This window comes from Allotabrizicola aquatica (SeqCode), from assembly GCF_965194375.1.
In the GTDB taxonomy this organism is placed as follows: domain Bacteria; phylum Pseudomonadota; class Alphaproteobacteria; order Rhodobacterales; family Rhodobacteraceae; genus Tabrizicola_A; species Tabrizicola_A aquatica.
In genome coordinates, this window is record NZ_OZ239428.1 from 308,585 (window position 1) to 334,624 (window position 26,040).

24 protein-coding genes are annotated in these 26,040 nt (G+C 64.5%); 13 read left to right on the plus strand and 11 right to left on the minus strand.

Going from position 1 to position 26,040, the window contains the following annotated elements; all coding sequences use genetic code 11:
• Positions 1–624: a methyltransferase family protein gene (locus tag AC72UB_RS14735; protein ID WP_505190430.1), complete on the minus strand. Its 624-nt coding sequence runs from the start codon at positions 622–624 to the stop codon at positions 1–3.
• A gap of 200 nt (positions 625–824) precedes the next feature.
• Between AC72UB_RS14735 and AC72UB_RS14740 the strand changes: the two genes are divergently transcribed.
• The 5 genes from AC72UB_RS14740 to AC72UB_RS14760 all read left to right on the plus strand — a co-directional run bounded on the left by AC72UB_RS14740 (position 825) and on the right by AC72UB_RS14760 (position 4,341).
• A complete protein-coding gene (locus AC72UB_RS14740) occupies positions 825–1,784 on the plus strand; it encodes an L-malyl-CoA/beta-methylmalyl-CoA lyase (protein ID WP_505190431.1) in 960 nt (319 codons plus the stop codon).
• Positions 1,785–2,073: 289 nt separating this feature from the next.
• Positions 2,074–2,556 carry a hypothetical protein gene (locus AC72UB_RS14745; protein WP_505190432.1) on the plus strand — a complete coding sequence of 161 codons (483 nt, stop codon included), beginning with the start codon at positions 2,074–2,076 and terminating at the stop codon, positions 2,554–2,556.
• A gap of 3 nt (positions 2,557–2,559) precedes the next feature.
• Positions 2,560–2,994, plus strand: a complete 435-nt coding sequence (locus tag AC72UB_RS14750) for a hypothetical protein (RefSeq protein WP_505190433.1) — start codon at positions 2,560–2,562, stop codon at positions 2,992–2,994.
• A gap of 76 nt (positions 2,995–3,070) precedes the next feature.
• Complete coding sequence (locus AC72UB_RS14755; protein ID WP_505190434.1) at positions 3,071–4,030, plus strand: acetyl-CoA carboxylase carboxyltransferase subunit alpha; 960 nt, start codon at positions 3,071–3,073, stop codon at positions 4,028–4,030.
• The gene (locus AC72UB_RS14760) at positions 4,027–4,341 is read left to right on the plus strand and encodes a DMT family transporter (RefSeq protein ID WP_463290320.1); all 315 of its coding nucleotides are present in this window, start codon (positions 4,027–4,029) and stop codon (positions 4,339–4,341) included. Before AC72UB_RS14755 ends, AC72UB_RS14760 begins: the two co-directional genes overlap by 4 nt.
• Before the next feature lie 27 nt (positions 4,342–4,368).
• On the opposite strand, the gene AC72UB_RS14765 is transcribed toward AC72UB_RS14760, so the two are convergent.
• The 4 genes from AC72UB_RS14765 to AC72UB_RS14780 are packed head-to-tail and all read right to left on the minus strand — an operon-like array spanning position 4,369 to position 6,802.
• The gene (locus tag AC72UB_RS14765) at positions 4,369–5,094 is read right to left on the minus strand and encodes a lysophospholipid acyltransferase family protein (protein WP_505190435.1); all 726 of its coding nucleotides are present in this window, start codon (positions 5,092–5,094) and stop codon (positions 4,369–4,371) included.
• Between the two features lies 1 nt (position 5,095).
• On the minus strand, positions 5,096–5,965 hold the full coding sequence (locus tag AC72UB_RS14770; protein ID WP_505190843.1) for a cell division protein FtsX: 870 nt from the start codon (positions 5,963–5,965) through the stop codon (positions 5,096–5,098).
• A 32-nt stretch (positions 5,966–5,997) separates the two neighbouring features.
• Positions 5,998–6,669 (minus strand): cell division ATP-binding protein FtsE, encoded by a 672-nt coding sequence (locus tag AC72UB_RS14775; protein WP_505190436.1) that lies wholly within the window; start codon positions 6,667–6,669, stop codon positions 5,998–6,000.
• Complete coding sequence (locus tag AC72UB_RS14780) at positions 6,656–6,802, minus strand: hypothetical protein (protein WP_505190437.1); 147 nt, start codon at positions 6,800–6,802, stop codon at positions 6,656–6,658. Before AC72UB_RS14780 ends, AC72UB_RS14775 begins: the two co-directional genes overlap by 14 nt.
• A gap of 33 nt (positions 6,803–6,835) precedes the next feature.
• On the opposite strand from AC72UB_RS14780, the gene AC72UB_RS14785 reads away from it, so the two are divergent.
• The 8 genes from AC72UB_RS14785 to AC72UB_RS14820 all read left to right on the plus strand — a co-directional run bounded on the left by AC72UB_RS14785 (position 6,836) and on the right by AC72UB_RS14820 (position 17,133).
• Positions 6,836–7,624, plus strand: coding sequence for a zinc-ribbon domain-containing protein (locus AC72UB_RS14785; RefSeq protein WP_505190438.1), 789 nt, complete (start codon positions 6,836–6,838; stop codon positions 7,622–7,624).
• 122 nt (positions 7,625–7,746) lie between these two features.
• The gene (locus tag AC72UB_RS14790; RefSeq protein ID WP_505190439.1) at positions 7,747–8,634 is read left to right on the plus strand and encodes a LysR family transcriptional regulator; all 888 of its coding nucleotides are present in this window, start codon (positions 7,747–7,749) and stop codon (positions 8,632–8,634) included.
• The gene (locus AC72UB_RS14795; RefSeq protein WP_505190440.1) at positions 8,625–9,512 is read left to right on the plus strand and encodes a DMT family transporter; all 888 of its coding nucleotides are present in this window, start codon (positions 8,625–8,627) and stop codon (positions 9,510–9,512) included. Before AC72UB_RS14790 ends, AC72UB_RS14795 begins: the two co-directional genes overlap by 10 nt.
• A gap of 3 nt (positions 9,513–9,515) precedes the next feature.
• A complete protein-coding gene (locus tag AC72UB_RS14800) occupies positions 9,516–10,022 on the plus strand; it encodes a gluconokinase (protein ID WP_505190441.1) in 507 nt (168 codons plus the stop codon).
• A gap of 78 nt (positions 10,023–10,100) precedes the next feature.
• Complete coding sequence (locus AC72UB_RS14805; RefSeq protein ID WP_505190442.1) at positions 10,101–11,267, plus strand: efflux RND transporter periplasmic adaptor subunit; 1,167 nt, start codon at positions 10,101–10,103, stop codon at positions 11,265–11,267.
• A complete protein-coding gene (locus AC72UB_RS14810; protein WP_505190443.1) occupies positions 11,264–14,407 on the plus strand; it encodes an efflux RND transporter permease subunit in 3,144 nt (1,047 codons plus the stop codon). Before AC72UB_RS14805 ends, AC72UB_RS14810 begins: the two co-directional genes overlap by 4 nt.
• Positions 14,408–14,505: 98 nt before the next feature.
• Positions 14,506–15,825: an ABC1 kinase family protein gene (locus AC72UB_RS14815; RefSeq protein WP_505190444.1), complete on the plus strand. Its 1,320-nt coding sequence runs from the start codon at positions 14,506–14,508 to the stop codon at positions 15,823–15,825.
• A gap of 63 nt (positions 15,826–15,888) precedes the next feature.
• On the plus strand, positions 15,889–17,133 hold the full coding sequence (locus AC72UB_RS14820; protein WP_505190445.1) for an FAD-binding domain-containing protein: 1,245 nt from the start codon (positions 15,889–15,891) through the stop codon (positions 17,131–17,133).
• 9 nt (positions 17,134–17,142) lie between these two features.
• Here AC72UB_RS14820 and AC72UB_RS14825 read toward each other — a convergent pair whose 3' ends face one another.
• From AC72UB_RS14825 to AC72UB_RS14850, 6 genes are all read right to left on the minus strand, one after another.
• The gene (locus tag AC72UB_RS14825; protein WP_505190446.1) at positions 17,143–18,213 is read right to left on the minus strand and encodes a lipocalin-like domain-containing protein; all 1,071 of its coding nucleotides are present in this window, start codon (positions 18,211–18,213) and stop codon (positions 17,143–17,145) included.
• The gene (locus AC72UB_RS14830) at positions 18,203–20,581 is read right to left on the minus strand and encodes an ABC transporter permease (protein ID WP_505190447.1); all 2,379 of its coding nucleotides are present in this window, start codon (positions 20,579–20,581) and stop codon (positions 18,203–18,205) included. Before AC72UB_RS14830 ends, AC72UB_RS14825 begins: the two co-directional genes overlap by 11 nt.
• Positions 20,578–21,249, minus strand: a complete 672-nt coding sequence (locus AC72UB_RS14835) for an ABC transporter ATP-binding protein (RefSeq protein ID WP_505190448.1) — start codon at positions 21,247–21,249, stop codon at positions 20,578–20,580. The genes AC72UB_RS14830 and AC72UB_RS14835 overlap by 4 nt, the downstream gene beginning before the upstream one ends.
• 111 nt (positions 21,250–21,360) lie before the next feature.
• Positions 21,361–22,989 (minus strand): GMC family oxidoreductase, encoded by a 1,629-nt coding sequence (locus AC72UB_RS14840; protein ID WP_505190449.1) that lies wholly within the window; start codon positions 22,987–22,989, stop codon positions 21,361–21,363.
• 139 nt (positions 22,990–23,128) lie between these two features.
• On the minus strand, positions 23,129–23,917 hold the full coding sequence (locus AC72UB_RS14845; RefSeq protein ID WP_505190844.1) for a carnitinyl-CoA dehydratase: 789 nt from the start codon (positions 23,915–23,917) through the stop codon (positions 23,129–23,131).
• 14 nt (positions 23,918–23,931) lie between these two features.
• Positions 23,932–25,917 (minus strand): acetate--CoA ligase family protein, encoded by a 1,986-nt coding sequence (locus AC72UB_RS14850; protein ID WP_505190450.1) that lies wholly within the window; start codon positions 25,915–25,917, stop codon positions 23,932–23,934.
• Between the last annotated feature and the right edge of the window lie 123 nt (positions 25,918–26,040).

Genomic DNA, 26,040 nt, shown 5'->3' on the forward strand with positions numbered 1-26,040 from the left:
TTAGAAGATCGCGAAGGTGGGCCAAAGATCAGTGGCCTTGGCCATCCCCAGAAGCTTTGCAATCGGGATCAGACCAAGGAAGACGAAGGCGTCCCGCAGGTTGTCCCACAAGCTTGCCACGTCAAAGGTCACGTCGGGTCCTGTTTTGAACAATGGCAATTTGGGGATCAATCGCGGCACGCGCACGGCATACTCATCATAGGCAGTGCCGAATTGAGCACGCAGGTATACCTCTTCCTTGGATGCAGTCACCGACAGGATCGTAAAAAAGATCAAGGTCAGCATCACGGTCAGCAGCACCGATCCAAGCATAAAGCCAAAGCCCGCCACGCCGATTGTTGAAAAGGTATATAGAGGATGCCGCATCATCGAATAAGGACCATCTTGAAACACACTTCTGTTCTTGCGACCGCCAATATAGAGTATCGCCCAGAAACGGCCAAGCACAGCAGCAATTATCAGCAGTGTTCCAACCAATTCCATCGGTTCGAGCAGCCAAGGGTTATCGATCCAGACGGGTCGGGAAAACACGATCAACGGCAGGAAAAGGACAAACACAATCCTTAAGGCCGTGATGCGAAGCTTTTGGTTCACCGGCGCTTTGGTACCGCTCAGATCGAGCATTCGGAGTGTTCCTTGAGGCGTCATTTGCGGGCTGATGTACGTTCGTACAAAAGCAATTGCGACAGCCTGTCAAGCGATCCCTTCAAGCCCGACAGCTTGTACAAGAGATGCTGCGCCTGCAAACAAGCGCTTGCGAATAGCCCCGCAATAATCTATCGCTGCGCCGCAGGAACTTGAAATTAACTTACCCGAGGCATCCGATGAGCTTCCGCCTGCAGCCCGCCCCCCCTGCCCGTCCGAACCGCTGCCAGCTGTTCGGCCCCGGCTCACGCCCAGCCTTGTTTGAAAAGATGGCAGCATCGGCGGCGGATGTCATCAATCTCGATCTGGAAGACTCGGTGGCGCCTTCGGACAAAGACGCCGCGCGGGCCAATATCATTGCCGCGATCAGCGGCATTGATTGGGGCAACAAGACCCTGTCCGTGCGGATCAACGGGTTGGATACGCCGTGGTGGTACCGCGATGTGGTGGATCTTTTGGAACAGGCCGGGCCGCGCCTTGACCAGATCATGATCCCGAAAGTGGGCTGTGCGGCTGACGTTTACGCGGTGGATGCGCTGGTGACGGCGGTAGAGCGCGCCAAGGGCCGGACGAAGCCGATTTCCTTTGAGGTCATCATCGAGTCGGCTGCCGGGATTGCCCATGTTGAGGAAATCGCCGCCTCTTCCCCGCGCCTGCAGGCCATGAGTCTCGGTGCTGCGGATTTCGCGGCAAGCATGGGGATGCAGACGACAGGCATCGGCGGGACGCAAGAGAACTATTACATGCTGCGTGAAGGCGCAAAGCATTGGTCGGACCCGTGGCACTGGGCGCAGGCTGCCATCGTCGCGGCCTGCAGGACCCATGGCGTCTTGCCGGTGGACGGTCCCTTTGGTGATTTCTCTGACGATGAGGGCTTCCGCGCGCAGGCGCTGCGGTCCGCCACCCTTGGCATGGTCGGCAAATGGGCGATCCACCCCAAGCAGGTCGCGCTGGCCAACGAGGTCTTTACCCCCTCTGATGCCGCCGTGGCCGACGCCCGCGCCATTCTGGCCGCGATGGAAGAGGCCAAGGCCAATGGGCAGGGGGCCACGACCTATAAGGGCAAGCTGATTGACATCGCCTCGATGAAACAGGCCGAGGTGATCGTGAAACAGTATGAACTGATCATGGGCGCCTGAGCTAGGGGCCTGAGGAATCGTTGACAGATTGGCCCGGAACCGGGCAAGCAACGTGACTTAGCGTCAGCTTCGGGTCAGACGCCAAGAGATACCCGCGCGGGGGCTGGGAGAGGAGGCCCGAACCCGCATCCTTGGGAGGAGATGCACGCCCCGTGGCCCAGCCACGGGGCGGTGCTGTTTTAGGGGCTAATTTCGGGTATGTCCCTGAAAATAAATCTAAAAAATGAAGATACTTCGGCGGAACTCGGTCCTTTGCTAAGGCAGGTGCAGGGTTCATACGGAGATTTTTATGCGGATCATAATATGGGCGGCTGTTGCCTTGCTGGTTGCGGCGGGGCTGGTGGTACTGGTGGGCTGGCTTTTGCCCGCAACGCGCGAGGGACGGGCCGAGACGGTGATCGATGCACCGCCCGCCCGCATTGTCGCAGTGATCGCGGATGTGGAGGCACAAGTGGCGTGGCGCGACGGAATTGCCGCTGTGGAACGCACCGCCGAGGGTTGGGTCGAGGTGACGGCCCGGGGTGAGCGGATCAGCTTTGTCGCCGAGGAGATGAGCGAGGCGAGCATCCGCCTGCGCTTTGCCTCAGAGGCGGGCTACTCGGGGACATGGGAGGCGGTGATGACGCCGCAGGCCCAGGGCACGCAAATGAAGGTGCTGGAGCGCGCCCATATCCCTTCGCCTTTGGGGCGAATTTTGGCGCGGCTCCTCTTTAACCCGCAAGCCTTCGCCACCAAATATCTGGCGGCACTTAAGGCACGAGCGGAGGGGTAATCAATGTCAGTGAAGCCACGCAAACCAACCGATTGGCGCAAGCGGTTCGACGCGCCGAAAGCACCCCATGTGGTCATGCTGCATGCCGATTTCGCAGGGGTGAAAGCTGGGAACACGATGCTGATTTCCTCTCCCGGCGAGATCGCGAACTATCTTGCCCGCATTCCCCATGGCGAGACGCGGACGGTGGACCGACTGCGCAACGAACTGGCGCGCAAGGCGGGTGCGAATTCCATGTGCCCTGTGACAACGGCGATCTATCTGCGCGTGGTGGCCGAAGTGGCGCTGGCCGATCTGGCGGCGGGCAAGCAGCTGCATCAGGTGGTGCCCTTTTGGCGGGTGGTCACACCCGACAGCAAGGTGGCCAAGAAGCTGTCCTGTGGGCCCGACCATGTGGCGCATCTGATCGCGCTGGATCAGGGGCAAGCGGCAGGATAGGGCCGAGGCTGCCGGGGCGAGTTGCATCTTGCCCCGCTTCTGGCCATATAGGGGCGATCCGTCTGAAGGGTGCCCGATGAACTATCTGGATTTCGAAAAGCCACTCGCCGAGATTGAAGGCAAGGCCGAGGAACTGCGGGCGCTGGCGCGCGCAAACCCGGCCATGGACGTCTCGAAAGAGGCAGAGGCGCTGGACCGCAAGTCGGACAGCCTCTTGAAAGATCTCTATAAGTCTTTGACCCCATGGCAGAAATGCCAAGTGGCGCGCCATCCGGACCGCCCGCACACCAAAGATTACATTGAGGGGCTGTTCACCGAGTTTACCCCGCTCGCGGGCGACCGCAGCTTTGCCGATGACCATGCGGTGATGGGCGGGATCGCGCGGTTCAATGACCTGCCCGTGGTGGTGATCGGCCATGAAAAGGGCCATGACACCAAATCCCGGATCGAGCGCAACTTTGGCATGGCGCGGCCTGAGGGCTATCGCAAGGCGGTGCGACTGATGGATCTGGCCGACCGCTTCAACCTGCCGGTTGTGACCCTAATCGACACGCCCGGCGCCTATCCCGGCAAGGGCGCGGAAGAGCGCGGTCAGGCCGAGGCAATTGCCCGCTCCACCGCCAAATGTCTGGAAATTGGCGTGCCGCTCTTCTCCATCGTGGTGGGCGAAGGCGGATCGGGCGGGGCTGTGGCCTTTGCCACGGCCAACCGCGTCGCCATGCTGGAACATTCGGTTTATTCGGTGATCTCGCCCGAAGGCTGCGCCTCGATCCTTTGGAAAGACGCCGAGAAGATGCGCGAGGCCGCCGAGGCCTTGCGGCTGACGGCGCAGGATCTGCAAAAGCTGGGCGTGATCGACCGGATCATCAAGGAACCTGTGGGCGGCGCGCAGCGCGGCCGGGCCGATACCGTGGCCGCCGTGGGCAAGGCGATTGAGGCGATGCTGGCCGAAATGGCCGGCAAGAAACGCGCCGAGATCATCAAGGACCGGCGGCAGAAGTTCCTGTCGATGGGGTCAAAGGGGCTTGCCGCATGAACGCCTGGCTGATTGTGCTGATTGCTGGCGTTCTAGAAACCGGCTGGGCGATGGGGCTGAAATACTCAGAAGGCTTCACCCGCCCCATCCCCTCGATCGTGACCATCGTGCTGGCGCTGGCGTCGTTTTGGATGCTGTCGGTCGCCATGAAAACGCTGCCGGTTGGCACGGCCTATGCGGTCTGGGTCGGGATTGGGGCCTTGGGAACCGCGATTGCAGCGGTGTTCTTATTTGCCGAGCCTGTCAACACGCTGCGGGTGGCGGGGGTCTTGTTGATCCTTGCCGGTGTTATCGCTCTGAAGCTGGCCTAAGCCGACCGCCCTGAAAGACAGGGGCGGTCAGCCGGGAAACCCTGCCTCGGCCATCAGCGCGTTGGAGCTTTGCGCCACCACCGTCTCCAGCTGCTCCATGAACTCGGCCACTGGCAGGCCGGGCTCAATGCGGGGCAGAAAGTCCACCACCGCCAGCCCCGGCTTGCGCAGGATGCCGCGCTTGGGCCAGAACACGCCAACATTGGTGCCCACCGGCACACAAGGCTGGCCAAGCTGCTCATACAAAAGCCCAGTGCCCACCTTGTAGGGACGTTTCACCCCCGGGGCGACGCGGGTGCCTTGGGGGTAGATGATCAGCTGGCCCGGAAATTCGCTCCCAGCCATCACATCGGCCTTCATCTTGGCAATCGCCGCCCCGCGCTTACCCCGGTTGACCGGTACACAGCCGATGCGGCGGGCGTATTGGCCCAAGAAAGGGGTCCACATCAGCTCGCGTTTCATGATGAACTTGCCGCGCGGCACAGCGCTGTAGATCAGGATGATGTCGAGAAAGCTTTGATGCTTGCCTGCGATCACCACTTCATCGGTGGGGGGCGTGCCCCGCACCTCGCAGCGCAGACCGCACAGGATGCGCAGCGAAAAGATCACCCATTGGCAGTAAACGTGGCAGGCCTTAACGGCGGCCGCGCGGGAAAACAGCGCGAAGGGGGCAAAGCCGATCGCCACCACCGCCATGGCCAGATACATCTGGATGATGAAGATCAGTGACAGAACCCAGCGGATGGCCAGCATCTCAGGTCAACTCCCGTAATGTGCGAAGGGCGGCGGCGCGGGTGGCCGCAAAGGCGACAAAGGCGGCCAAGGGGGGCAGGACAAACGGCCAAAGCCAGCCCAAGCCCTGAAAGCCAAGGCCGGTCAGAAAGCCGCCTGCGGCATGGGTGGCGGGCAGCGCCAGCACACCCAACAGCCCAGCGACAGCGCCGATGGCCGACCCGGCGGTGGCGCGCAACGTAAAGCGGCGCACGAAGGCGCGGGCGATATAGGCATCGCGTGCGCCGACAAGGCGCAGCACCTTGATCACTTGGGCATTGGCCGCAAGTGAGGCATTGGCGGCCAGCGTGATCATCGCCGCCATGGCAGCCCCAATCAGCCCGATCGACAAAAGCCCCAAAAGCCGCAGCCGCGTGGCCGCCTGCGCCATGGGTTCGCGCCAGCGGGTATGGTCGTCCAGAACAGCGCCGGGGGCCTCGGCGGCCAGACGCTGGCGCAGGCCGGTGCTGTCATAGCCGGTGCCATCCTCGACCACCTCGATCAGCCGCGGCAAGGGCAGCGCCTCGACCGGCAGATCGGGGCCGAACCACGGCTCCAGCAGGGCACGCTGTTCGTCCTCGGTCAGGGCGCGGGCGCTTTCGATGCCGGGTGTAGTGGCCAGAACGCCAAGGACGGCGGTGACCTGCAGATCAATCTGGTCCTCGGGGGCGGAAAGCCGCACGGTGGCCGTGCGCTCCAAAGCGCCCGACCAGCGGTCGGCCAAGCGGCCCGAGGCGAGCGAGAGCGCCAGCGCAAAGACGGCGAGAAAGGTCATAGCCCCTGCGGTGAACGAGGTCAGCCACGCAGTATGGCCTGAAGGTGGCACCACAGAATCAGCGGGCGCCGACGGCATGAGGCGGGTCACAAGCGAGGACAGGACGGGGCTCACAGATCCGCCCCCGCAAGCTGCACCCGGCGCTTCGCGATCCGCAAGACCCGCGCGGGCACCTGCGCTTTCGCCTGCCGGATCAGGTTCAGATCATGGGTCGCGACGAGCACGGTTTTGCCCATCTTGTTCAACTCGACCAAAAGGGTCAGCAGGCGCAGCGACATCTCCCAATCCAGGTTGCCCGTCGGCTCATCGGCCAAGATCACATCCGGCCCCATGATGATGGCCCGCGCCAGCGCGGCGCGCTGCCGCTCGCCCCCCGACAGCGAGGGCGGCAGGGCACCAGAGAGTTTGTCCAACCCCACCCAAGCCAGAAGATCGGCCAGATCACCCTCTCCCGAATGGCGGCCCGCGACCGTCAGCGGCAAGCCGACATTGGCGGCAAGGCTCAGATGGTCCAGAAACTGGCAGTCTTGATGCACGACGCCGATGCGGCGGCGCGTCATGGCCACATCATCGCGGGTCAGCCCATGCACATCGCGGTCAAACAGGGTGACATGGCCCGCCGTGGGCAGGAGTTCCGCGTAACACAGTTTCAGAAAGGTGGTCTTACCCGCCCCCGATGGGCCGGTCAGGAAATGGAACGACCCCGGTGCAAGCCGCAAGGACATGTCCGACAACAGCTCTCCGCCGCCGTAGTTATAGGCCACATTGTCAAAGGAAATCACGAACGGCCGTCCCTGCACCCACTCTGTTACGGGCGCGATACTCGCCCATGGGCGCGGCGGTTTCAATCGCCAGCGTTGGGCAATCCAGCACAAAGGCTTGGACATGGCCCGCATCGTTGCTACAAACGCGCATCAACTTGTGTTTCCCGTGGTCGGATCGATTTCAATGCGCCTTATCTGCCCCAACTGCGATGCGGAATATGAGGTGGACGCCTCGGCCATCCCCGACACCGGACGCGACGTGCAATGTTCGAACTGTGGTCATGCATGGTTTCAGCTGTCGACTCGGGTTGAAGAAGACCTGGCCGCCGAACAGGCGCTGTTTGATCCGCCCCCTGTGCAGACCGCCGATGAGGACAGGGCCGCAGAGCCCCCCGCGCGGGCGCTGGATGAGTCGGTTCTTGCCGTGCTGCGTGAAGAAGCCGAGCGCGAAAAGCTGGCACGCCGGAACGAGGCCCCGCCCCCGATTGAGACTCAGACCGACCTTGGATTGACCGAGGCGATCGCCGCCACGGTGGCGGCAGCCGCGGCACCGCAGGGCAGTGCCGAGATGGCAGAGCCGGACGCCGTCGCCCAACGCATCGCGCGGATGAAGGGCGAAGAACCCACCCCGGCCAAGCCGCAATCACGCCGCGACATGCTGCCCGAGATTGACGAGATCAACACGACGCTTCGCGCCTCAACCGAGCGCCGGGCGGGAGATGTGGGCGCAGTGTCGGACGGCCTGCCCGGTGCAGGCGACAAAAGCGCGTTTCGGTCGGGCTTTGTGCTCTCGGTGGTGATCGGGGCGGTGGTGGTGGCGCTTTATGTCATGGCCCCCCGACTGGCCCAGCAGATCCCGGGGCTGGAGGGCGTCTTGACCGGCTATGTCGCTGCCATTGACGGCGCGCGGCTGTGGCTTGACGGGGCGATGAAGGCCGCCATCGGCATGATGCGCGGCGACGGCGCGTCCTGATCGCGGGGCAACGGGCCATCTAAATAGGGCACGGCCACCCCCGGCCCGGGCGTTTTCTCCCTTGCATCCCACCGCGCTCCGGTCTTTTCATCTGTGCAACCGCGCACAGGGAAACCGAAGACATGGAAAACTGGGACGAAATTCGCACCGCCTTTCAGGTTGCGCGACTGGGCACAGTGTCGGGCGCGGCCGAGGTTTTGGGCGTGCATCATGCCACCGTCATCCGGCACATCGATGCCTTGGAAAAGCGGCTGGGGGCCAAGCTCTTTCAGCGCCATGCGCGGGGCTATACGCCCACCGAAGCGGGGCGCGATCTGTTGTTGGTCGCCCAGACCACCGAAGAGCAGTTTGGCCAATTGGCCAGCCGCATCAAGGGTCAGGGCGAGACGGTGACGGGCGAACTTGTCGTCACCGCAATCACCGGGATCGCCGATCTGATGGCCCCGGTCTTTGCCGCCTATCTGACCGATTTCCCCGAGGTCAAAATCCGCTTTCTGACCGATATGCGGGTGTTCCGGCTGGATTACGGCGAGGCGCATGTTGCCATCCGCGCTGGGGCCGCACCGCAAGAGCCGGACAATGTGGTGCAGCCTTTGATCACCATGGACTATGGGCTTTACGCCGCGCGCAGCTATGTCGACATGCACGGCCTGCCGGGGTCTGAGGCGGAGTTGGCCCAGCACCAGTTCATCGGCCCGGAAAGCCCCGACAACCGCGCGCCGTTTTACCGCTGGCTGCGCGACAAGGTGCCGGCCGAAGCGATTGCCTTTCGCATCACCGAACCCGCCGCCAATCTTGAGGCCCTGAAGGCTGGGCTTGGACTTGGGTTCTGCACCAGCCATTTTGCCAGCCAAAACCCTGACTTGGTGCAGGTCTTTGCCCCCCGCCCTGAATGGGCGGCGCCTTTGTGGATTGTGACCCATGTCGATTTGCATCGTACGCTGAAGGTGCAAAGTTTTCTGACACACCTAAAGCGCGCAAGCGAAGATTGGGCCACCACATGCATCTGACAGCCGCCCAACGCGGGCATGTGGCCATGCTGACCTTTTCGGCTTTGGTGGCGGGGTCGTTCAGTTTGGGCGCGATGGCCGCACCCTATGTCGCCCCCGAGGCACTGACGGTGCTGCGCTTTGCCTTGGCCGGGGCCTTGGTGGGCGTGGCCGCGCTGGCGACCACGGGGATTTCGCGCCAGACATGGCGCGCGCCGTGGCGCTATGTGATCTTGGGCGGGTTGTTGGCAGCCTATTTCGTGCTGATGTTCAAGGGCTTGCAAACCGCCGAGGCCGTTTCAACCGCCGCCGTCTTTACCCTGACCCCGGTGATGGCAGCGGGGTTTGGCTGGCTTCTTTTGTGCCAGATCACGACACCGCGCATGGCGCTGGCGCTGGCCGTTGGGGCGGCCGGCGCGCTTTGGGTGATATTCCGCGCCGATTTTGCCGCCTTTTTGCGGTTTCAGATCGGGTCGGGCGAGATCATCTTTTTCTGGGGCTGTGTGGCCCACGCCTTTTATGCGCCCATGGTCCGCAAGTTGAACCGAGGCGAGCCTGCAGTCGTGTTCAGTTTTGGCACGATGTTCGCGGGGTTCATCCTTTTGGTGCTGTGGGGCTGGCAGGATGTGCTTGCCACCGATTGGACCGCCCTGCCCGGCATTGTCTGGATCTGCCTGATCTATGTCTCGGTTGCGGCCAGTGCGATGACCTTTGTGCTGCTGCAATATGCAACGATGCGGCTGCCCTCGGCCAAGGTGATGGCCTACACCTACCTGGTGCCCAGCTGGGTGATTTTGTGGGAAATCGCGCTGGGGCGCAGCCCGCCGCCGACCTTGGTGCTGGGGGGCGTGGGCTTGACGGTGCTGGCGCTGGTGCTCTTGGTGCGCGATGAGGCATAAGCCATGAGGCTTGTCGTCATGGGTGTGTCTGGCTGCGGCAAATCAAGCCTTGGGGCCGCGCTGGCCACAGCACTGGCGCTGCCATTTACGGACGCCGATGATCTGCACCCGGCGGCCAACCGCGCCAAGATGGCGGCGGGCCAGCCCTTGACCGATTCCGACCGCCGGCCATGGTTGCAGGCGGTGGGGGCGGTTCTGGCAAAGGGCGCGGGCGTGATGGCCTGCTCGGCCCTGCGGCGGTCCTACCGCGACCGCCTGCGCGACACGGCAGGGCCGGTGCAGTTCCTGCACCTTGTGGCCCCGCGTGAGGTGATTGCCGAACGGCTCGCAGAGCGGCGGGGGCATTTCATGCCCTTGGCGCTCTTGGACAGCCAGTTGGCCACGCTGGAACCCTTGGCCCCTAGTGAGGGCTGGACGCTGAACGTCAGCGGTTCGCAGGAGGCGAACCTTGGCACCGCCCTGCAGCTTTTGCGCGCAGCGCGATCGAATTTCCAGATCGACAGGGGTTAAGGCCGCGCCTTTCTTTGCTTTCCTCGCACATTGCCCCACAACTTAAGCCACGCCGACATGCCACCGAAAAGAGGTCCGATGCCGTTCTGGAAGCAAATCGCCCTGACGCTGGCGCTGGGTGCCGCAGGCCTGATGACCGCGGCGGTCTTTGTGCCCGGTGTGCTCAACAGCCTTGGCTTTGGCGGGACTGAGGAGGAGGGCGCGGCAAAGCCCGCGCAGGGTGGCGGCGGCTGGGGTGGCGGCCAAGGCGGAGCACGCACGGCGACAAAGGTCACCGCCCTGCCCCCCAGCGAAGGCCAAATCGCCGACCGCATCAGCGCCATTGGCGATGGCCAAGCGCTGCGATCGGTTGCCGTCTTTGCCGAAACGCCGGGCCGGGTGACCGAACTGCGCGCGCGCTCGGGCCAACAGGTGCAGGCGGGCGATGTTTTGTTGCACTTGGACAATGAGGCCGAGACCATCGCGCTGGAACGCGCAAAGTTGGTGCAGGAAGATGCCGTCGCGCGGCTTGAACGCGCGCGGCAGTTGCAGGCCTCGGGCACGGGCACCGATGTGCAACTGCGGGAGGCAGAGCTTTCGCTGCGGCAGGCCGAGTTGGAGCTGCGCGAGGCTGGCTATGATCTGGCACAGCGGCAGGTTGTCGTGCCGGTCTCAGGCTGGCTTGGCATTCTGAACGCCGAAGTGGGCGCACAGATCGGCACACAAGCCGAAATCGCGCGGGTGGATGATCGGTCGGTGCTCTTGGTCGATGTGCGGCTGCCCGAACGGATGGTGGGCCGGGTGGCCGTGGGTGACCCGGTCAAGGCCGAGGCTCTGGCCGGTGGGTTTGGCGTGATTGAAGGGCGGATCAGCGCCATCGACAACCGGGTTGATCCCGCGAGCCGCACGCTGCGGGTGCAGGCGGAACTGCCGAACCCGGACGACAGGCTGCGCGCGGGCATGGCCTTTGCGATGACGCTGGACCTGCCCGGCGCAGCGGCCCCCGCGGTTGACCCTTTGTCCGTGCAATGGAGCCGCGAGGGGGCCTATGTCTGGGTGGTGCGCGACGGCAAGGCCACGCGACTGCCGGTGCAGATCGTGCAGCGCGAGGCCGAGCGGGTTCTGGTTGAGGCTGCGTTTGAACCCGGCGATCTGGTGGTGATCGAAGGAGTGCAATCGGTGAGACCGGGGGCAGAGGTTGAGGTGCGCGGGGCCGAGGCCTCTGCACCTGATGCCGCCACGTCCGAGACCAAGGCCACGCCATGACCACCCGCATCGAGCGCAGCGCGCATCTGTCTGGCACGGCGCTGTTCATCCGCCGCCCGATCTTGGCCTTTGTGCTGAACGCGATGATCCTGATTGCGGGCCTTGCGGGCTGGCTGGGGGGTGAGGTGCGCGAGTTGCCCGATGTGGACAGCCCCGTTATCACCATCAGCACCGACTACCCCGGCGCCGCCCCCGAAACCATTGACCGCGAAATCACCGCCGCCATCGAAGGCGCGGCCGGACGCATTTCGGGGGTCAAGGACATCTCCTCCTCGTCGCGCTTTGGCCGCAGCAGGGTCACGGTGGAGTTTACCGCAGGCACCGATCTGGACACCGCCGCCACAGACATGCGCGATGCCATCGCGCGGCTGTCGGGCGATCTGCCGGATGGGGTCGAGCCGCCGCGCATCGTCAAGGCCGATGCCGATTCCGATGCCATCATGCGGCTGTCGCTGACATCCCCCTCGCAAAGTGCCGAGGCGCTGACACGGATCGCCGAGGATCTGGTGCAAGAGCGGCTGCTCGCCGCCGAAGGCGTGGCCGATCTGCAGATTTTTGGCGACCGCGATGAGGTGTTCCGCATCGACATCGACATGCGCCAACTGGCCGCGCGGGGGCTGTCCTTGGCCGATGTGCGCGCGGCGGTTGCCACGGTGTCGTTGGACGCGCCAGCGGGGTCGCTGGCCTCGAACAGCCAGTCGATGGTGGTGCGCACCACGGCGGCGATCAGCACGCCCGAGGCGTTTGCCGCCCTGACGCTGGCGCAGGGCGTGCGTTTGGGCGATGTGGCGCAAATCAGCCTTGGCCCGGCCTTGGGCCAAAGCGTTCTGCGCGCCAATGGCGAGACGGGTATCGGCCTTGGCATCATCCGGGCGGCGCAATCGAACACGCTGTCGATCTCGCAGGCGGTGCGGGCCGTGGTGGCGGATGTGCAACCCCTGTTGCCGCCCGATGTGACGCTGAAGGTCACCTCGGATGATGCGGTTTTCGTTCAAGGCGCGCTGGATGAGGTGGTCTTGACGCTGATCCTGTCGACCCTGATTGTGATTGCGGTGATCTTCGCCTTTCTGATGGATCTGCGCGCGACCTTGATCCCGGCCATCGCGCTGCCGGTGGCCTTGATCGGCACCTTCGCGGCTGTCTGGCTGGCGGGATTTTCGATCAACATCCTGATGCTGCTGGCGCTGGTTCTGGCCACGGGCATGGTGGTGGATGATGCCATCGTGGTTTTGGAAAACATCGTGCGGCGGCGGTCCGAAGGGATGGGCGCACGGGCGGCGGCGGTCTTGGGCACCCAGCAGGTGTTCTTTGCTGTGGTGGCAACCACGACGACGCTGGCGGCAGTCTTTGTGCCCTTGTCCTTTCTGGGCGGGCAGGCCGGGGCCTTGTTCCGCGAGTTTGGCTTTACGCTAGCGATGGCGGTCTTGCTGTCGTCGGTCGTGGCGTTGACGCTGTGCCCGGTGCTGGCCAGCCGCATCCTGAAAGAAGCCGCCCCCGGCGCGGGGGGCCAAGCACCGGATGGGTTGGCCCGAACAGGGGCGGCACTGGCCGGATTTTATGACCGCAGTTTGCAGGCTGCACTGGCCGCGCCGTGGCTGGTGGTGGGCGCAAGCCTGATCTTTGCCGCCGCCGCCGCGCTTGCCTTTGGCCAGATCCGGCAGGAATTGACCCCGCCCGAGGACCGCGCCGTGGTATTACTGCGGGTCGAGGCACCGCAGGGCGTCTCGCTCGACCATACTGCCGCCAAGATGCGCGAGATCGAGGATGCCGTGGCCAGCCTGCAAGAGGCGGGTGAGGTCACCAACCTTTTCGCCATCACCGGCAGCAGCGGGCAGGCCAATTCGGGATTCATTGTTATGACCCTCGCCCCTTGGGCCGAACGGGCGCGCAGCCAGCAAGAGATTGCAGCAGACATCAACGCCCGCCTGCGCGGCGTGATCGGGGTGCGCGCCTTTGCGCTGCAACCCAACAGCCTGCGCATTCGCGGGGCCGGTCAGGGCCTGCGCTTTGCGCTGGTGGGGGCGAGCTATGATGATCTTGGCCGCGATGCCACAGCCCTTGTTGAAGCGATGGAAGAAAACCCCGCTTTTGGCCAGGTGCGGCTTGGCTATGACACCACGCAGCCGCAGCTGTTCATCGAGGTCGACCGCGCCCGTGCCGCCGATCTTGGCATTCGGATCGAAGGTCTGGGCGAGGCATTGCAGGCCGTTCTGGACGGGCGCAGCGTGGGCACGGTGTTCATCGGGGACAAGTCGCACGATGTGCAGCTGATCTCGACCGCTGATCCGGTGAATGACCCGTCTGACCTTGAACGGGTGTTCATGCGCAGCGCGACGGGGCAGACAGTGCCGATCTCGTCCTTTGTGCGGCTTGAGGAACGCGCGGTGGCCCCTGAGTTGGGCCGCGAGGCCCAACAGCGCGCGGTGCCGATCACAGCCGGGCTGACGCCCGAGATGTCCTTGGGTCAGGCCCTGACCGAGGTGGAGGCGCTGGCAGCCGAAACGCTGCCCCCCGGCGCGCGCATCGTGCCCTTGGCCGAGGCGGCGACGCTGGACGAAACCGGATCGGGGCTTTTGCTGACCTTTGGTTTTGCCATCCTGATCGTGTTTCTGGTGCTGGCTGCGCAGTTTGAAAGCTTTGTCTCGGCGATCATCGTGATGTCCACGGTGCCCCTTGGGCTGGCCTGCGCGATCTTTGCGCTTTTGCTGACTGGCAGCAGTCTGAACGTCTATTCGCAGATCGGCTTGGTCTTGTTGGTGGGGATCATGGCCAAGAACGGCATCTTGATCGTCGAATTTGCCAATCAGCTGCGCGAACAAGGCCATGACGTGCGCCGGGCGATCAGCGAAGGCGCGGTGATCCGACTGCGCCCGGTGATGATGACGATGATCTCAACCGTCCTGGGCGGGGTGCCCTTGATCCTGTCCTCCGGCGCCGGGGCCGAGGCGCGTGAGGCTTTGGGCTGGGTGATTGTCGGGGGCTTGGGGCTTTCAACGGTGGTGACACTGTACCTGACGCCCGTCGCCTATCTTCTGCTGGCGCGCTTCACGACGCCGCAAGCCGCCGAAGAGGCCCGACTGCGCCGCGAGTTGGACGAAGCTCAGCGGTTAAGCCCTGTCGCGCCGGGATTAGCAGATTAATCCCGCATCCGCGCCGAAAACCGCGCCCAATTGCCAGCTGCCCCTCGACGCGGGGGCGCTTTGGCACATCTAGCGGGAAGGGAAATGCGGAGCGGGTGATGCAGCGGGATGACGACAGCACCGGTGCCATGGTGCCCACAGGCCGGGTGGCGCGCATGCTGCGGATGGGCGGCATCGCCTCGGGCGTTGCGGGGGACGTGGCGGCGGGGGGCCTTAGGGCACTGGTGCAGGGCAAACGGCCCGATCTGGCCAGCCTTCTGATGACACCCTCCAACGGGCTGCGGGTCACGCAAGGCCTGTCGCATCTGCGCGGGGCGGCGCTGAAGCTGGGGCAGATGCTGTCGATGGACAGCGGGGCCGTGCTGCCCGAAGAGCTGACCGCGATCTTGGCCCGGATGCGCGATGACGCGCAGCCCATGCCGCCCAAGCAGTTGCAGGCGGTGCTCAACGCCGAATGGGGTGCGGGCTGGTATGGCCGCTTTCAGCGCTTTGACGTGCGCCCCTTTGCCGCCGCCTCAATCGGGCAGGTGCATCGCGCGGTGCTGCCCGGGGGGCGAATGCTGGCGATCAAGGTGCAATACCCCGGCGTGCGCGACAGCATTGACAGCGATGTGGACAATATGGCCAGCCTGATGCGCCTGCCCGGCCTTTTGCCGCGCGGGTTGGACCTTGCGCCCCTGATGGCCGAGGCCAAGCGCCAGTTGCACGGCGAGGCAGATTATCTGGCCGAGGCGCAGCATCTGGCCCGGTTTCGCACCCTCTTGGACGGGTCGGCAGACTTCGTCCTGCCCGAGTTGGAGCCCGATCTTTGCACACCTCAGGTGCTGGCGATGAGCTATGTCGAAAGCGCTCCGCTTGAAAGCCTGACCACCGCCCCACAAGCCACCCGCGACCGGGTGGCAAGCGCCCTGATTGACCTGGTTCTGCGTGAGTTGTTCGAATTCGGCGCCTTGCAGACCGATCCAAATCTCGCCAATTACCGCTATGACCCCAAGTCCGGCCGCATCGTTCTTTTGGATTTCGGCGCGGTGCAAACTATCGCGCCGGCGCTGGCCGCCGATTTCCGCGACCTTCTGGCCACCGCACTTGACGGCACCCCCGAGACGATCCGCGCGGCCATGCTGCGCATCGGCTATTTCGCCCCCGAGACCGCGCCGCATCATCAGGATCTGATCCAGTCCCTGTTCGACATGGCGATGGAACCCCTGCGCCAAAGCACACCCTTTGACTTTGGCCAGAGCGATCTTTTGGAGCGCTTGCGCGACCGGGGGCTTGCCTTGGGGTCAGAACGTGACCTTGCCCATGTGCCCCCGGCGGCCACGCTTTTCCTGCATCGCAAGATTGCGGGCACCTATCTGATGGCCGCCAAGCTTTGCGCCCGCGTGGCGCTGCGCCCCATGGTCGAGCGCTATCGCTAGGCGCTGGTTGACATATCGCCCGGCCGCGCCATCTGGCCCTTGAACAAGACGGGATAGATCAAGATGACCGACTGGACAGCCACCCGCGCCGTAGGTGAGGCGCGCATGGCCGCCTTTGTGCCGCGCATGGGGCGACGCTATGCCAATGGGCGCAACACCGATGAAGGCCCCGGCCAGCACAAGGCGGTGTCGCAACTCTCGCCCTATCTTCGCCGTCGTCTGGTGCTGGAATCCGATGTGGTCGCCGCCGCCCTTGCCGCCCATGGGGCCGAGGGGGCCGAGAAGTTCGTGCAAGAAGTGGTCTGGCGCGGTTACTTCAAAGGCTGGCTGGAACGCCGCCCGCAGGTCTGGGCCAGCACCCGCGACGGGCTAGAGCGCGATCTGGCCGACTTGGACAAAGACCGCCGCCTGCGCCGCGCTGTGGCCGATGCCGAGGCAGGGCAAACGGGCCTTGCCTGCATGGACGCTTGGGCCGAGGAGCTGGTGGAGACTGGCTACCTGCACAACCACGCGCGGATGTGGTTCGCCTCGATCTGGATCTTCACGCTGGGGCTGCCGTGGCGGCTGGGCGCGGATTTCTTTTTGCGCCATCTGATCGATGGTGATCCGGCCTCGAACACGCTGGGCTGGCGCTGGGTGGCGGGGCTTCACACGCGCGGAAAGCCCTATCACGCGCAGGCGTGGAACATCGCGACCTTTACCAATCAGCGCTTTACCCCGCGCGAGGCGGATCTAGAGGGCCAAATACAGGGGTTGGAGCATCAAGAGCCCGATGGGCTGCCGCCGCTGATGCCCCTGCGCGCCGTTGCGCCGCCGAAACTCGGCCAACCCACCGCCCTTCTCATCACCGAAGAAGATTGCCGGGTGGAGGACTTTGACCTTGCTGCACTCGATATCCGCGCCGCCTGGACGCTGGAGGCGAGCCACCTGCGATCCACTGGCGCGGTGGGCGATCCGGTGGTGCAGTTCGAACGCGCGGCCTTGGCCGATGCGGCGGGGCGGACGGGATTTGCAGCGCAAGCTCTGCGCGCGGGCGTCCCCTCTGATCTTGCCGCTTGGGCCGCGCGGGCCGGGGTTGCCCAGATCGTCACGCCTTATGTGCCGCAAGGCCCCCTCCGCGACTGGCTGGACGCGGCCACACCCGCACTCGCGGCGCGCGGGATCACCCTGACCGAGTGGAAGCGCGACTGGGACAGCGCGATCTGGCCCCATGCCACGGCAGGGTTCTTCAAGGTGAAAGAGCGCATCCCGCGCATCTTGGCCGAGGTTCTGCCGCCCCCCGCGCAAGGGGTCTTGCCGGGGTTTTAGCGGCGCGCCTCATTCATAGCCCGTCATCTCCAGATACCCCTGCCCGGCGTGGCTGCCGGTAAAGCGGATCGGACCTTCCCAATAGGGCACGGTGGTTTGCATGAAAGCCTTCGGGTTCAGCGTGGTCACTGTCACATCGACCGATTTTTGCGGCAGTTCCACACGCCAGCGCACGGGAACAGTGCGCCCGGCGACGCTGGCCGTCTCTAGCGGCGTCAGGCGCAAAGCTCCCGGCGGCATGGGGGTGGGGGTGCCATCCGCATCAATCCATGTCGCAGACAGATACCCCGCCCCCGCATCGCGCAGCCGAAACCCCATCATGCGCGCGCCATCGTCGAAGATCAGTGAAAACCAGTCCCAGCCGGTCTGATCGGGGGCCAAGGGTTGTGACGACCATTCGCGGTCAAGCCATGCCTGGCCCGTCACCGGGATATCCTGATCGCCAAATCTGATCGTACCAGTGACCGTGTAGAAGGGTTGCGAATAGTAATGGCTCGCTTGCCCCGCCGCCGATTTCACCGAATAGCCTTGGTCGCCTTGGGCGACGAGCGGGCCTTGGGCCTGCAAAGCCAGCGCATAGGAAAACCCGCTGCCCGAAGCGTTTAGATCCAGCGCGGAAAGCGCATCCGCCCCCGGCGCGGCGCGGCTGATCATCTGCCAATCATCAATCCACGCCTTGAAGGGCGCGGGCGTCACCCCCGCCTGCCCCACACCGCCGCGGCCTAGCTTCTCGGCAAAGAGATGGGTCTCGGCGCTGGTCAGCGCCGCATGGCCCATCCAAAGCTGCGGGCTGGCAAAGCCTGCCGACTCACCGGGGCGCAGGGCGGTGCGAAACAGTGTCCATTGCGCGCCATAATCCGTGCCATCCGGACCGGTCAAAGCGGCGGTCAAATACCACCATTCGATGCGGAAATCAGGATGCGGGCCGTGATCGGCCGGGAAAATCAGCCAATCGTCCGGGTCTGGGGTGGCAAAGCCTTCGACCGCTTGACCCATGCCAGCAAAGCCCTGCGCGTGGGCCGCTGGACCGACCAGAGCCAAGAGCATGCACAGCGCGGCAGAGCATCCCTTAACGTCCATTGGCAAACACCTTCAGCAAATCCGCCGGGGCCATGCGGGCCAGCCTGCGCCACGGCCCAAGCGCGGCAAGTGCTGCGGCAATCAGCGTAAAGCCCGCCAGAACCAGCCAGTCGGCGGGGAACAGCGCCATCGGCAGGCGCCAGCCAAAGGCCGCCACATTGACCACCGCCAAGAGCGCCCAAGCCAACACCAGCCCCAAGGGCAGCGCAATGACCAGCGTCAAGACCGCCAGAACCAGCGTGCGGGCAAAATCCAAGGCCGCGAGCCGCCCCTTGGTCAGCCCCAAGGCCCAGAGCGGGGCAAGCTGCACCACCCGCATGCCCGACAGCGTCATCAGGCTGGCAAAGATTGCCACACCCGCCACGGCCAGCGTCAGCACATTCAGCGCGCCTGTGACGGCAAAGGTGCGCTCGAACACCTGCAGCGACATCGCCTTGATGCGCGTGTTGTACAAGACGGCCCCTTCGGGCAGATCGAAGGTGTCGCGCAGGTCTTGGGCAAGGGCCTCTGATTGGGCCGGATCCACCCGCAGCCCATAGCGCAGGCGGGGGATGTCGGGAAAGCGGGCGACCAGAAGATCGGTCGCGATAATGATCTGCGGGCGCGGGTTGCCATAGTCGGAGTAAACCCCCGCCACGGGCAGCGCGCCGCCGGGCAGGTCCACCAGATCGCCCAAGCTCAGGCCATTGCGGCGGTAAAGCTGTTCGTTGACCAAAACCGCCTGCCCGGCGGCCAGCCTGTCCCAGGTATCGGGGCGGGCCAGCAACATCGGCCAATTGTCGCGATAAGTGGCGTGGTCGGTCATGCCGTAAACCTCGGCCGATTGGCCGGAAAGCGTGGTTTCGGCCGACCAGATGGGCAGGATGGCCGTGGTGCGCGGGGTCAGCCAATCAACCATCTGCGCCGCCTCTTCGGTGCTGCGGGCGGTCAGGTAAAGCTCAGACGCCAACCGCTGATCAAGCCAGCCCGTGAAGGTCTGGCGAAAGCTGCCAACCATGGTGCCGACGCCGACATTCGCGGCCAAGGCCAACATCAGCGCCATCAGCGCAAGCGAGAGGCCCGGCAGTTGTTGGCGGGTGTCGGCCCAAAACCACTGAGCCAGCACGCCGCGCGCCATGCGGCTTGCGGCAAGGGTCAGGGTATAGAGGAACACCGGCAAAAGAAGGGCCGCGCCCAACAGGAGCGCCGCCAAGAGGCCAAACCCGGCCCAAAGCCCGACGCCCCAAAGTCCAAGGCTAACGGCCAGCGCGAAAAGCGTGACCCCAGCCCCAGCCTGCCAGCGCAAACCCCGCGCCGCCTCACGCGCCCAAGCGCGCGGTTGGGCAGTGGCCAATAAGGGCAGATGCCACAGCCGCCACAGGCTTTGTCCGGCGGCCACCAGCGTGCCCACGACCGAAATGCCAAGACCCGCCAGCCACCACGACGGGCGTAAGGCCAGCGTGCCCGGCACCTCGGCCCCGTAAAGTCCGAGCAGGGTGGCGGCGACATCGGGCAAAAGCGCTGCGGCAACCAGATAGCCCAGCCCCACCCCGATGGCCCCGGCGATCAGCGAGAGCAACAGAAGCTCTGCCAGCAAAAGCCCGGTCAGCGCCACCGCCGACACCCCCAAGGCCCGCAGGGTGCGAAACATCGGGCGGCGTTGTTCAAAGGCCAAACCGATGGCGGAATAGACAATGAACAGACCCACCGCAAAGGCCAGAAGGCCAAAGGCGGTCAGGTTAAGGTGAAAGCTGTCGGTCAGCCGGGCGATATCCTCGCCCGCCGTTGGGCGCTGCGCCACGATGCCCACAGGCGGGGCGGTCTGGGCCGCATCGGGTGGCAGAAGAAGGTAGGCAATCCCCGGCTGGGCCAAAAGCCGGTCGGCCACCGCGATATCGGCGAGCGCAATGCCTTGGGGCAGATCGGGAGCGGCGCGGGACGGAGGCAGATCGGCGGGCAAGAGTTCGGCCGCATCGGGGTTCAGCAACAACTCCCCCTCAGCCGAGACAAAGCCTTGCAGATCAAGCGTCTGGGTATCCAGAAGCCGCGCCTCGCGGGGCAAGGTCAGGGGGTCAATCCCGATCAGCCGCAGATCGGTGCCGGGCAAAGGCCCTTCGATCACCGGAGAAACCGGCAAACCCGCGCGGCGCAAATCGGCATAGGTCGCCAGCGGCACGGCGCTGCCATCGGCCATGGCCCAGCGGGGCAGGCCATCCAGCGCCAAGGCATCGGCGGCGCGGGCATAGCTTGCGCGCGCCTCGGCGTTGATCGCCTGCACGCCCGACCACAGCGCCGTGGCCAGCGACAGCCCCACCAAAAGCATGGCCAGCTGAAACGGGTGACGCCCCCAATGCGACAAGAGCGCCGCAAGACCGACGCCTGGCCTCATGCCGCAGGCTCAAGTTGCAGACGCCCGGCGCTGAGATGCACGCGCCGGTCCAACCGGGCGGCCAGGCGGGGCGAGTGGGTGACCATCAAAAGCCCCGCCCCGGTCTGCGCCACCAGCCGCAACAAAAGCGCCATGACGGCATCACCCGTCATCTCATCCAGATTGCCCGTCGGCTCATCGGCCAGCACCAGACGCGGGCGCGCGGCCAGTGCGCGGCCAATGGCCACGCGCTGCTGCTGGCCACCAGAAAGCTGTTCGGGATAGCGCTGCAACAGGGGCTCCAGTCCCAAGACCTGCGCCAGTTCATGGGCCCAAGCGGGATCATATCGCCCGGCCAGACGGGCCTGAAAGGCCAGATTGGCGGCGATATCGAGCGAGGGGATCAGGTTGAACTGCTGAAACACCAGCCCGACGCCATCGCGGCGCAGCGCCGCGCGCTGCGCATCCGTGGCCCGCGCCATATCGGTGCCATCGACCACAAGGCGGCCAGTGTCGGGGCTGTCGAGCCCGGCGACCAGATGCAAAAGCGTGCTTTTGCCCGACCCGGATTCGCCCGTCAGCGCAAGGCTTTCGCCCGCCGCCAGCGTCAGATCAACACCGTCCAGCACCCGCACCGCCTCGTCCCCGGTGCGGTAGGTCTTGGTCACCCCGGATGCCACCAAAAGCATGCAATCCCCCGTGCAGCCGAATTGCCGCCCATGGCACCCTATCTAGGGCAAAGCGCGGGGCGGCACATCCTTCTGGCCGGGTTTTTTCGGCATCGGCGGGACGGACGTGGCTTAGCGGGCGTCCTCAAGCACCTTTTCAGCACCTTTCCAGCCCATCAGGATCGACGGCGCATTGGTGTTGCCGGCAATCAGGTTGGGGAAGGCGCTGGCGTCAATGACGCGCAGGCCCTGAACCCCATGTACCCGGCAGCGCGAATCCACGACCGAGGTCGCCGCATCGCGGCCCATGCGGGCGGTGCAGGAATGGTGATAGACCGTGCCCGAGCGGTTGCGGAAATCGTTGATAAGATCGGGATCAGATTGCACCTCGGGGCCGGGGCGCAGTTCCTCTTCGATCAGACCCGCCATCGCCGGTTGCGCAGCGATGTGGCGCAGGTATTTCACCGCTTCCAGCATTTCTTGCACGTCATGGTCGGTCGAATACACATTGGCCACGATCTTGGGATGCGCCAAGGGGTCGGGCGTTGCGATGTGGATGTGCCCGCGGCTTGTGGGGCGGCAGTTCGACAGGCCGATGGACAGGCCCGGATAGGGATCGGGCGTCAGAAGCGGACGCTCACCCGCCTTGGGCAACAGAGTGGAAAAGGCCTGAAAATAAAGCTGCATATTGGGGCGTGCCAAGTCAGGCCGGGTGCGGAAGAAGCCGCCGCCGTGGTTGATCGACTTGGCCAAGGGACCGCCACCGGTCAGGAAATACTGCAACCCCACCATCAGCTTGCCCCACCACGGGCGCAGGATGTTGTTATAGGTCGGCACCTTCATGCGGAAGGTATAGTTGATGCCCTGATGATCGGACATGTGCTCGCCCACATTGGGGTTGTCGAGGACAACAGGCAGGCCAAGACCTTGCAGATGGGCCCCGTTGCCGATGCCTGACAGTTCCAAAAGCTGCGGCGAATTGATCGCGCCGCCGGACAAGATCACCTCGGCATTGCAGCGCAGTTCCTGGCGCTGACCGTTTTGAACGTATTCCACACCAACGGCCCGCTTGCCCTCCATCAAGACCCGCGTGACCTGCGCGCGGGTGATAACCTTCAGGTTCGCCCGCTTCATCGCCGGGCGCAGGAAAGCCCGCGCGGTGGAGTTGCGCCGTGCCTTCTTGATGGTCATCTGGTAGTGGCCAGCGCCTTCCTGATTTTCCCCATTGAAATCGGGAGTATAGGGCAGCCCAGCCTGACCGCAGGCGCGAATGTAATCATCGACCAAAGGGTGCAGACCCGTGCGATTGGCCGAAATAAACAAGGGACCACCTTGACCACGAAAGGCATCCGCCCCGGCCTCGTTGTCCTCAATTGCGCGGTAGGCGGCAGTGCAGTCGTCATAGCCCCAGCCGGGGTTTTCCGCGCCCCATTCTTCGTAATCGGCACGGTGGCCGCGGATCCAGACCATGGCGTTGATGCTGGAGGAGCCACCCAGAACCTTGCCGCGCGGCCAGTGGTCGCGCTGGCCATTCAGACCGGGATCAGGTTCGGTGCCATACATCCAGTTGACAGCGGGGTTGTAAAAGAGCTTGCCATAGCCAAGCGGCAGATGGATGAAAAAGTTGATGAGGCTGAGCGCAGTATCGCTGCCGCCCGCCTCGATCAGGGTCACCTTGTGCTTGCCGCCTTCGGACAGCCGATTGGCCAGAACGCAGCCCGCACTGCCAGCGCCCACGATGATATAGTCGGTATCCTGCATGCCGTCCGCCTGTTGATGCCCCGGGGCGCCGCCCCGGACCCCGGGATATCTGTGCCGCATTGAAGGCAAAGGGTCAGCACGTTGATAAGCCCGGAAAGCCGGTTTTCCGCGTTTGTTTCCGACAGATCATGTCGCGAGATTACCGCCCCTTCCAGACCGGATCGCGCTTTTCGGCAAAGGCTTTGGCGCCTTCGAGCTGATCTTCGGAGGAATAGAGCCGGTCGACCGTCGGCATCTGCCGTTTGGTGATGCGGTTCAGCGCGTCTTGGAAGCGCATGTTTTCCGCCTCGCGCACCACTTCCTTGATGGCGGCGTAAACGAGGGGCGGGCCGGATTCCAAGAGCCGCGCCAGATCCCAGGCCTTCGCCAAAAGATCCTCGGGCGCGCAGATTTCCTTGACGATGCCCCAGCGATGCGCCTCTTCGGCGTCAAACCAGCGGCCGGTCAGGAGAAGATCCATCGCGACGTGATAGGGGATGCGCTTGGGCAGCTTGATCGACGCCGCATCGGCCACGGTGCCCGAGCGGATTTCGGGCAAAGCAAAGGTGGCGTTGGTGGAGCACAGGATCAGATCGGCCGACAGGGCAAACTCGAGCCCCCCGCCGCAGCAGATGCCTTGGACGGCGGCAATCACCGGTTTGTTGAGGTTCGGCAGTTCCTGCAGGCCCGCAAAGCCGCCGACACCATAGTCACCGTCGACGGCGTCACCCTCTGCGGCGGCCTTGAGATCCCAGCCGGGGCAAAAGAATTTCTCGCCCGCCGCGCGGATGATGCAGACGCGCAAGCTGTCATCATCGCGGAAATCGCGGAACGTGAGCCCCATCACCCGGCTGGTCTTCAGGCTGATCGCATTGGCCTTGGGCGCATCCAACGTTACCTCCAAGATCGCGCCTTCGCGGCGGGTCTTGATCGGGCCTTCGGTTCTCATTTCCATCGCCATGGTCATACCTTCCGGATCAGGGCATCCACCGCGACAGCACCGGCGGCGCGCACGAGGATCGGGTTGATTTCGATTTCTTCAATGGTTTGATCGGCCAGCATGCGCTGGCCCAAGACAACGGCGATTTGCGCCACAGCGGCCATGTCGGCCTTTGGCCGCCCGCGATAGCCGTCCAAAAGCGACCAGAGCCTGAGGCCGCGCATCGCATCGAGCACCTGGGCCTCGGTCGCGGGCAGCACCAGCGTGACGGTATCAGCCAGCACTTCGGCGGTGACCCCGCCCATGCCAAGGGTCAGCGTGACGCCGTAAACCGGGTCGCGCTGAAGGCCGAGCAGGATTTCGGCCACCGCCCCGGTGACCATTTCTTCAACGAGATAGCCGGTGGCGCCGGGCATCTCGGCCTGACCTTGCAAACTGGTCAGCCCCAGCCGCACCGCGCCCGCCTCGGTTTTGTGGGCAAAGCCCAGACCCTTCAGGGCGAAGGGCGGGGTGAGCCCCTCGGTCGAAAGATCGGCCAAACGCGCCGCTGTTCTGGACTGCGGCACCTTAACCCCAGCCTCTGCCAAGAGGGCCTTGCCCTCGGCTTCACTCAGCATCCGGGTTTCGCGCGGTGAAAGAGCCTTGGCGGGACGCCAACCCGGAACGCCAGCAGGGGTTTGCGCGGCCTTGATCGCGGCCAGCGCGGTTTCAAGGCCCAGAAGAGCGCAGACCCCTTCCTTCATCATCGCATCAACCCGGGCCTCGCCGAAATTCTCGGCGATCAAAGCGACCGGCAGAGCGATTTTGCCGGTGGCCTTTTGGGCGGCCACGATCGCATCAAAGGCGGGCTGATAGCCCGAGGGATCACAGCGATCTGCGCGCGGGCTGTCGATGATGTAGATGCCAGCGTCGTAAGCGTCGAGCATCGCGCTGAAGACTTCGGTGGTTTTCGGCCCGTCGCCCCAGATGAAGGTGTGATAATCCAACGGGTTGGAGATGGTCGGGATCTCCCCAAGAACCGCGAACAGCCGATCATGGGTGTTCTGCGGCACAGGCGGGAAGTCTATGCCATAGGGGGCAGCGAGATCGGCCACCAACCCGGCCTCGCCGCCCGAGCAGGACAGCGAGCAGATCCGCGTGCCGATCTGGGGGCCGTGGACATGGAAGAGCTTCAAAGTCTCAACCAGTTCCGAGGGCGTGTTGACCTCAGCCACCCCGATCTGACGCAGGAAGGCGGAGGAGGCAGCCCCGCCGCCCGCAAGACTGGCGGTGTGGCTGGCAGCGGCGGTCCGACTGAGTTCAGTCTTACCCGACTTGATCGCCACCACCCCTTTGCCCGCCGCCCGCGCTTTTTCGGCCAAGGCGGCAAAGGCCGGGGCATCATCGATGCCCTCGATGTAAAGACCCAAGGCGGTGACGCGTGGATCGTCCAACAGCGCGCCAGCCAAATCGGCCAAGCCCACCACGGCAGCATTGCCCAGACAGGCGACATAGGCCACCGGCAAGCCGCGCTGCTGCATGCCCAGATTGATCACGATGTTTGAGGATTGGCTGACCAGCGCCACGCCCTTTTCCACCGGGATGCCGCCGTGCTGGTCGGGCCAAAGGAGTGCGCCATCAAGGTAGTTGATGACGCCGTAACAGTTCGGCCCCAGAATGGGCATGTCTCCGGCCGCGTCGATCAGCTTTTGCTGCAACTCCGGCTCACCTGCCTCGGTCCAGCCAGAGGCAAAGCAGATCGCCCCGCCCGCACCCATGGCAGACAGCTCGCGCACCACATCGATGGTGGCAAAGCGGTTGACGCCGATGAAGGTGGCATCAGGTGGCTCTGGCAGATCGGCCAGCGAGGGGTAGGCCTTCAACCCACCAATCTCAGATTTCGTCGGATGCACCGGCCAGACCGGGCCTTTGAAGCCCATCTTCTGACATTGTTCGATGACATTCAGCGCCCAGCCTGCGCCAAGAACGGCGATGGACTTCGGGCGCAAGAGGCGGTCCAGGGTTTTCATCTGAGAGGTTCCTTATGAGTCACCCCCGGGGGCGCTTCGCCCCCCGGACCCCCAGAGGATATTTGAGAACAGATGAAACCCAAGGCAAGACGCCCTGCCCCGAACCAACGAGGCAGGGAATCT

Excerpts from the sequence above, each read along its gene's own strand:
- AC72UB_RS14815 (WP_505190444.1), top strand. The coding sequence starts at position 14,506 with ATGCAGCGGGATGACGACAGCACCGGTGCCATGGTGCCCACAGGCCGG.
- AC72UB_RS14795 (WP_505190440.1), top strand. The coding sequence starts at position 8,625 with ATGCATCTGACAGCCGCCCAACGCGGGCATGTGGCCATGCTGACCTTT.
- AC72UB_RS14750 (WP_505190433.1), top strand. The coding sequence starts at position 2,560 with ATGTCAGTGAAGCCACGCAAACCAACCGATTGGCGCAAGCGGTTCGAC.
- AC72UB_RS14845 (WP_505190844.1), bottom strand. The coding sequence starts at position 23,917 with ATGAGAACCGAAGGCCCGATCAAGACCCGCCGCGAAGGCGCGATCTTG.
- AC72UB_RS14820 (WP_505190445.1), top strand. The coding sequence starts at position 15,889 with ATGACCGACTGGACAGCCACCCGCGCCGTAGGTGAGGCGCGCATGGCC.
- AC72UB_RS14770 (WP_505190843.1), bottom strand. The coding sequence starts at position 5,965 with ATGCCGTCGGCGCCCGCTGATTCTGTGGTGCCACCTTCAGGCCATACT.
- AC72UB_RS14800 (WP_505190441.1), top strand. The coding sequence starts at position 9,516 with ATGAGGCTTGTCGTCATGGGTGTGTCTGGCTGCGGCAAATCAAGCCTT.
- AC72UB_RS14755 (WP_505190434.1), top strand. The coding sequence starts at position 3,071 with ATGAACTATCTGGATTTCGAAAAGCCACTCGCCGAGATTGAAGGCAAG.
- AC72UB_RS14830 (WP_505190447.1), bottom strand. The coding sequence starts at position 20,581 with ATGAGGCCAGGCGTCGGTCTTGCGGCGCTCTTGTCGCATTGGGGGCGT.
- AC72UB_RS14825 (WP_505190446.1), bottom strand. The coding sequence starts at position 18,213 with ATGGACGTTAAGGGATGCTCTGCCGCGCTGTGCATGCTCTTGGCTCTG.
- AC72UB_RS14850 (WP_505190450.1), bottom strand. The coding sequence starts at position 25,917 with ATGAAAACCCTGGACCGCCTCTTGCGCCCGAAGTCCATCGCCGTTCTT.
- AC72UB_RS14785 (WP_505190438.1), top strand. The coding sequence starts at position 6,836 with ATGCGCCTTATCTGCCCCAACTGCGATGCGGAATATGAGGTGGACGCC.
- AC72UB_RS14835 (WP_505190448.1), bottom strand. The coding sequence starts at position 21,249 with ATGCTTTTGGTGGCATCCGGGGTGACCAAGACCTACCGCACCGGGGAC.
- AC72UB_RS14760 (WP_463290320.1), top strand. The coding sequence starts at position 4,027 with ATGAACGCCTGGCTGATTGTGCTGATTGCTGGCGTTCTAGAAACCGGC.
- AC72UB_RS14780 (WP_505190437.1), bottom strand. The coding sequence starts at position 6,802 with ATGCGCGTTTGTAGCAACGATGCGGGCCATGTCCAAGCCTTTGTGCTG.
- AC72UB_RS14790 (WP_505190439.1), top strand. The coding sequence starts at position 7,747 with ATGGAAAACTGGGACGAAATTCGCACCGCCTTTCAGGTTGCGCGACTG.
- AC72UB_RS14840 (WP_505190449.1), bottom strand. The coding sequence starts at position 22,989 with ATGCAGGATACCGACTATATCATCGTGGGCGCTGGCAGTGCGGGCTGC.
- AC72UB_RS14805 (WP_505190442.1), top strand. The coding sequence starts at position 10,101 with ATGCCGTTCTGGAAGCAAATCGCCCTGACGCTGGCGCTGGGTGCCGCA.
- AC72UB_RS14735 (WP_505190430.1), bottom strand. The coding sequence starts at position 624 with ATGCTCGATCTGAGCGGTACCAAAGCGCCGGTGAACCAAAAGCTTCGC.
- AC72UB_RS14745 (WP_505190432.1), top strand. The coding sequence starts at position 2,074 with ATGCGGATCATAATATGGGCGGCTGTTGCCTTGCTGGTTGCGGCGGGG.
- AC72UB_RS14740 (WP_505190431.1), top strand. The coding sequence starts at position 825 with ATGAGCTTCCGCCTGCAGCCCGCCCCCCCTGCCCGTCCGAACCGCTGC.
- AC72UB_RS14810 (WP_505190443.1), top strand. The coding sequence starts at position 11,264 with ATGACCACCCGCATCGAGCGCAGCGCGCATCTGTCTGGCACGGCGCTG.
- AC72UB_RS14765 (WP_505190435.1), bottom strand. The coding sequence starts at position 5,094 with ATGCTGGCCATCCGCTGGGTTCTGTCACTGATCTTCATCATCCAGATG.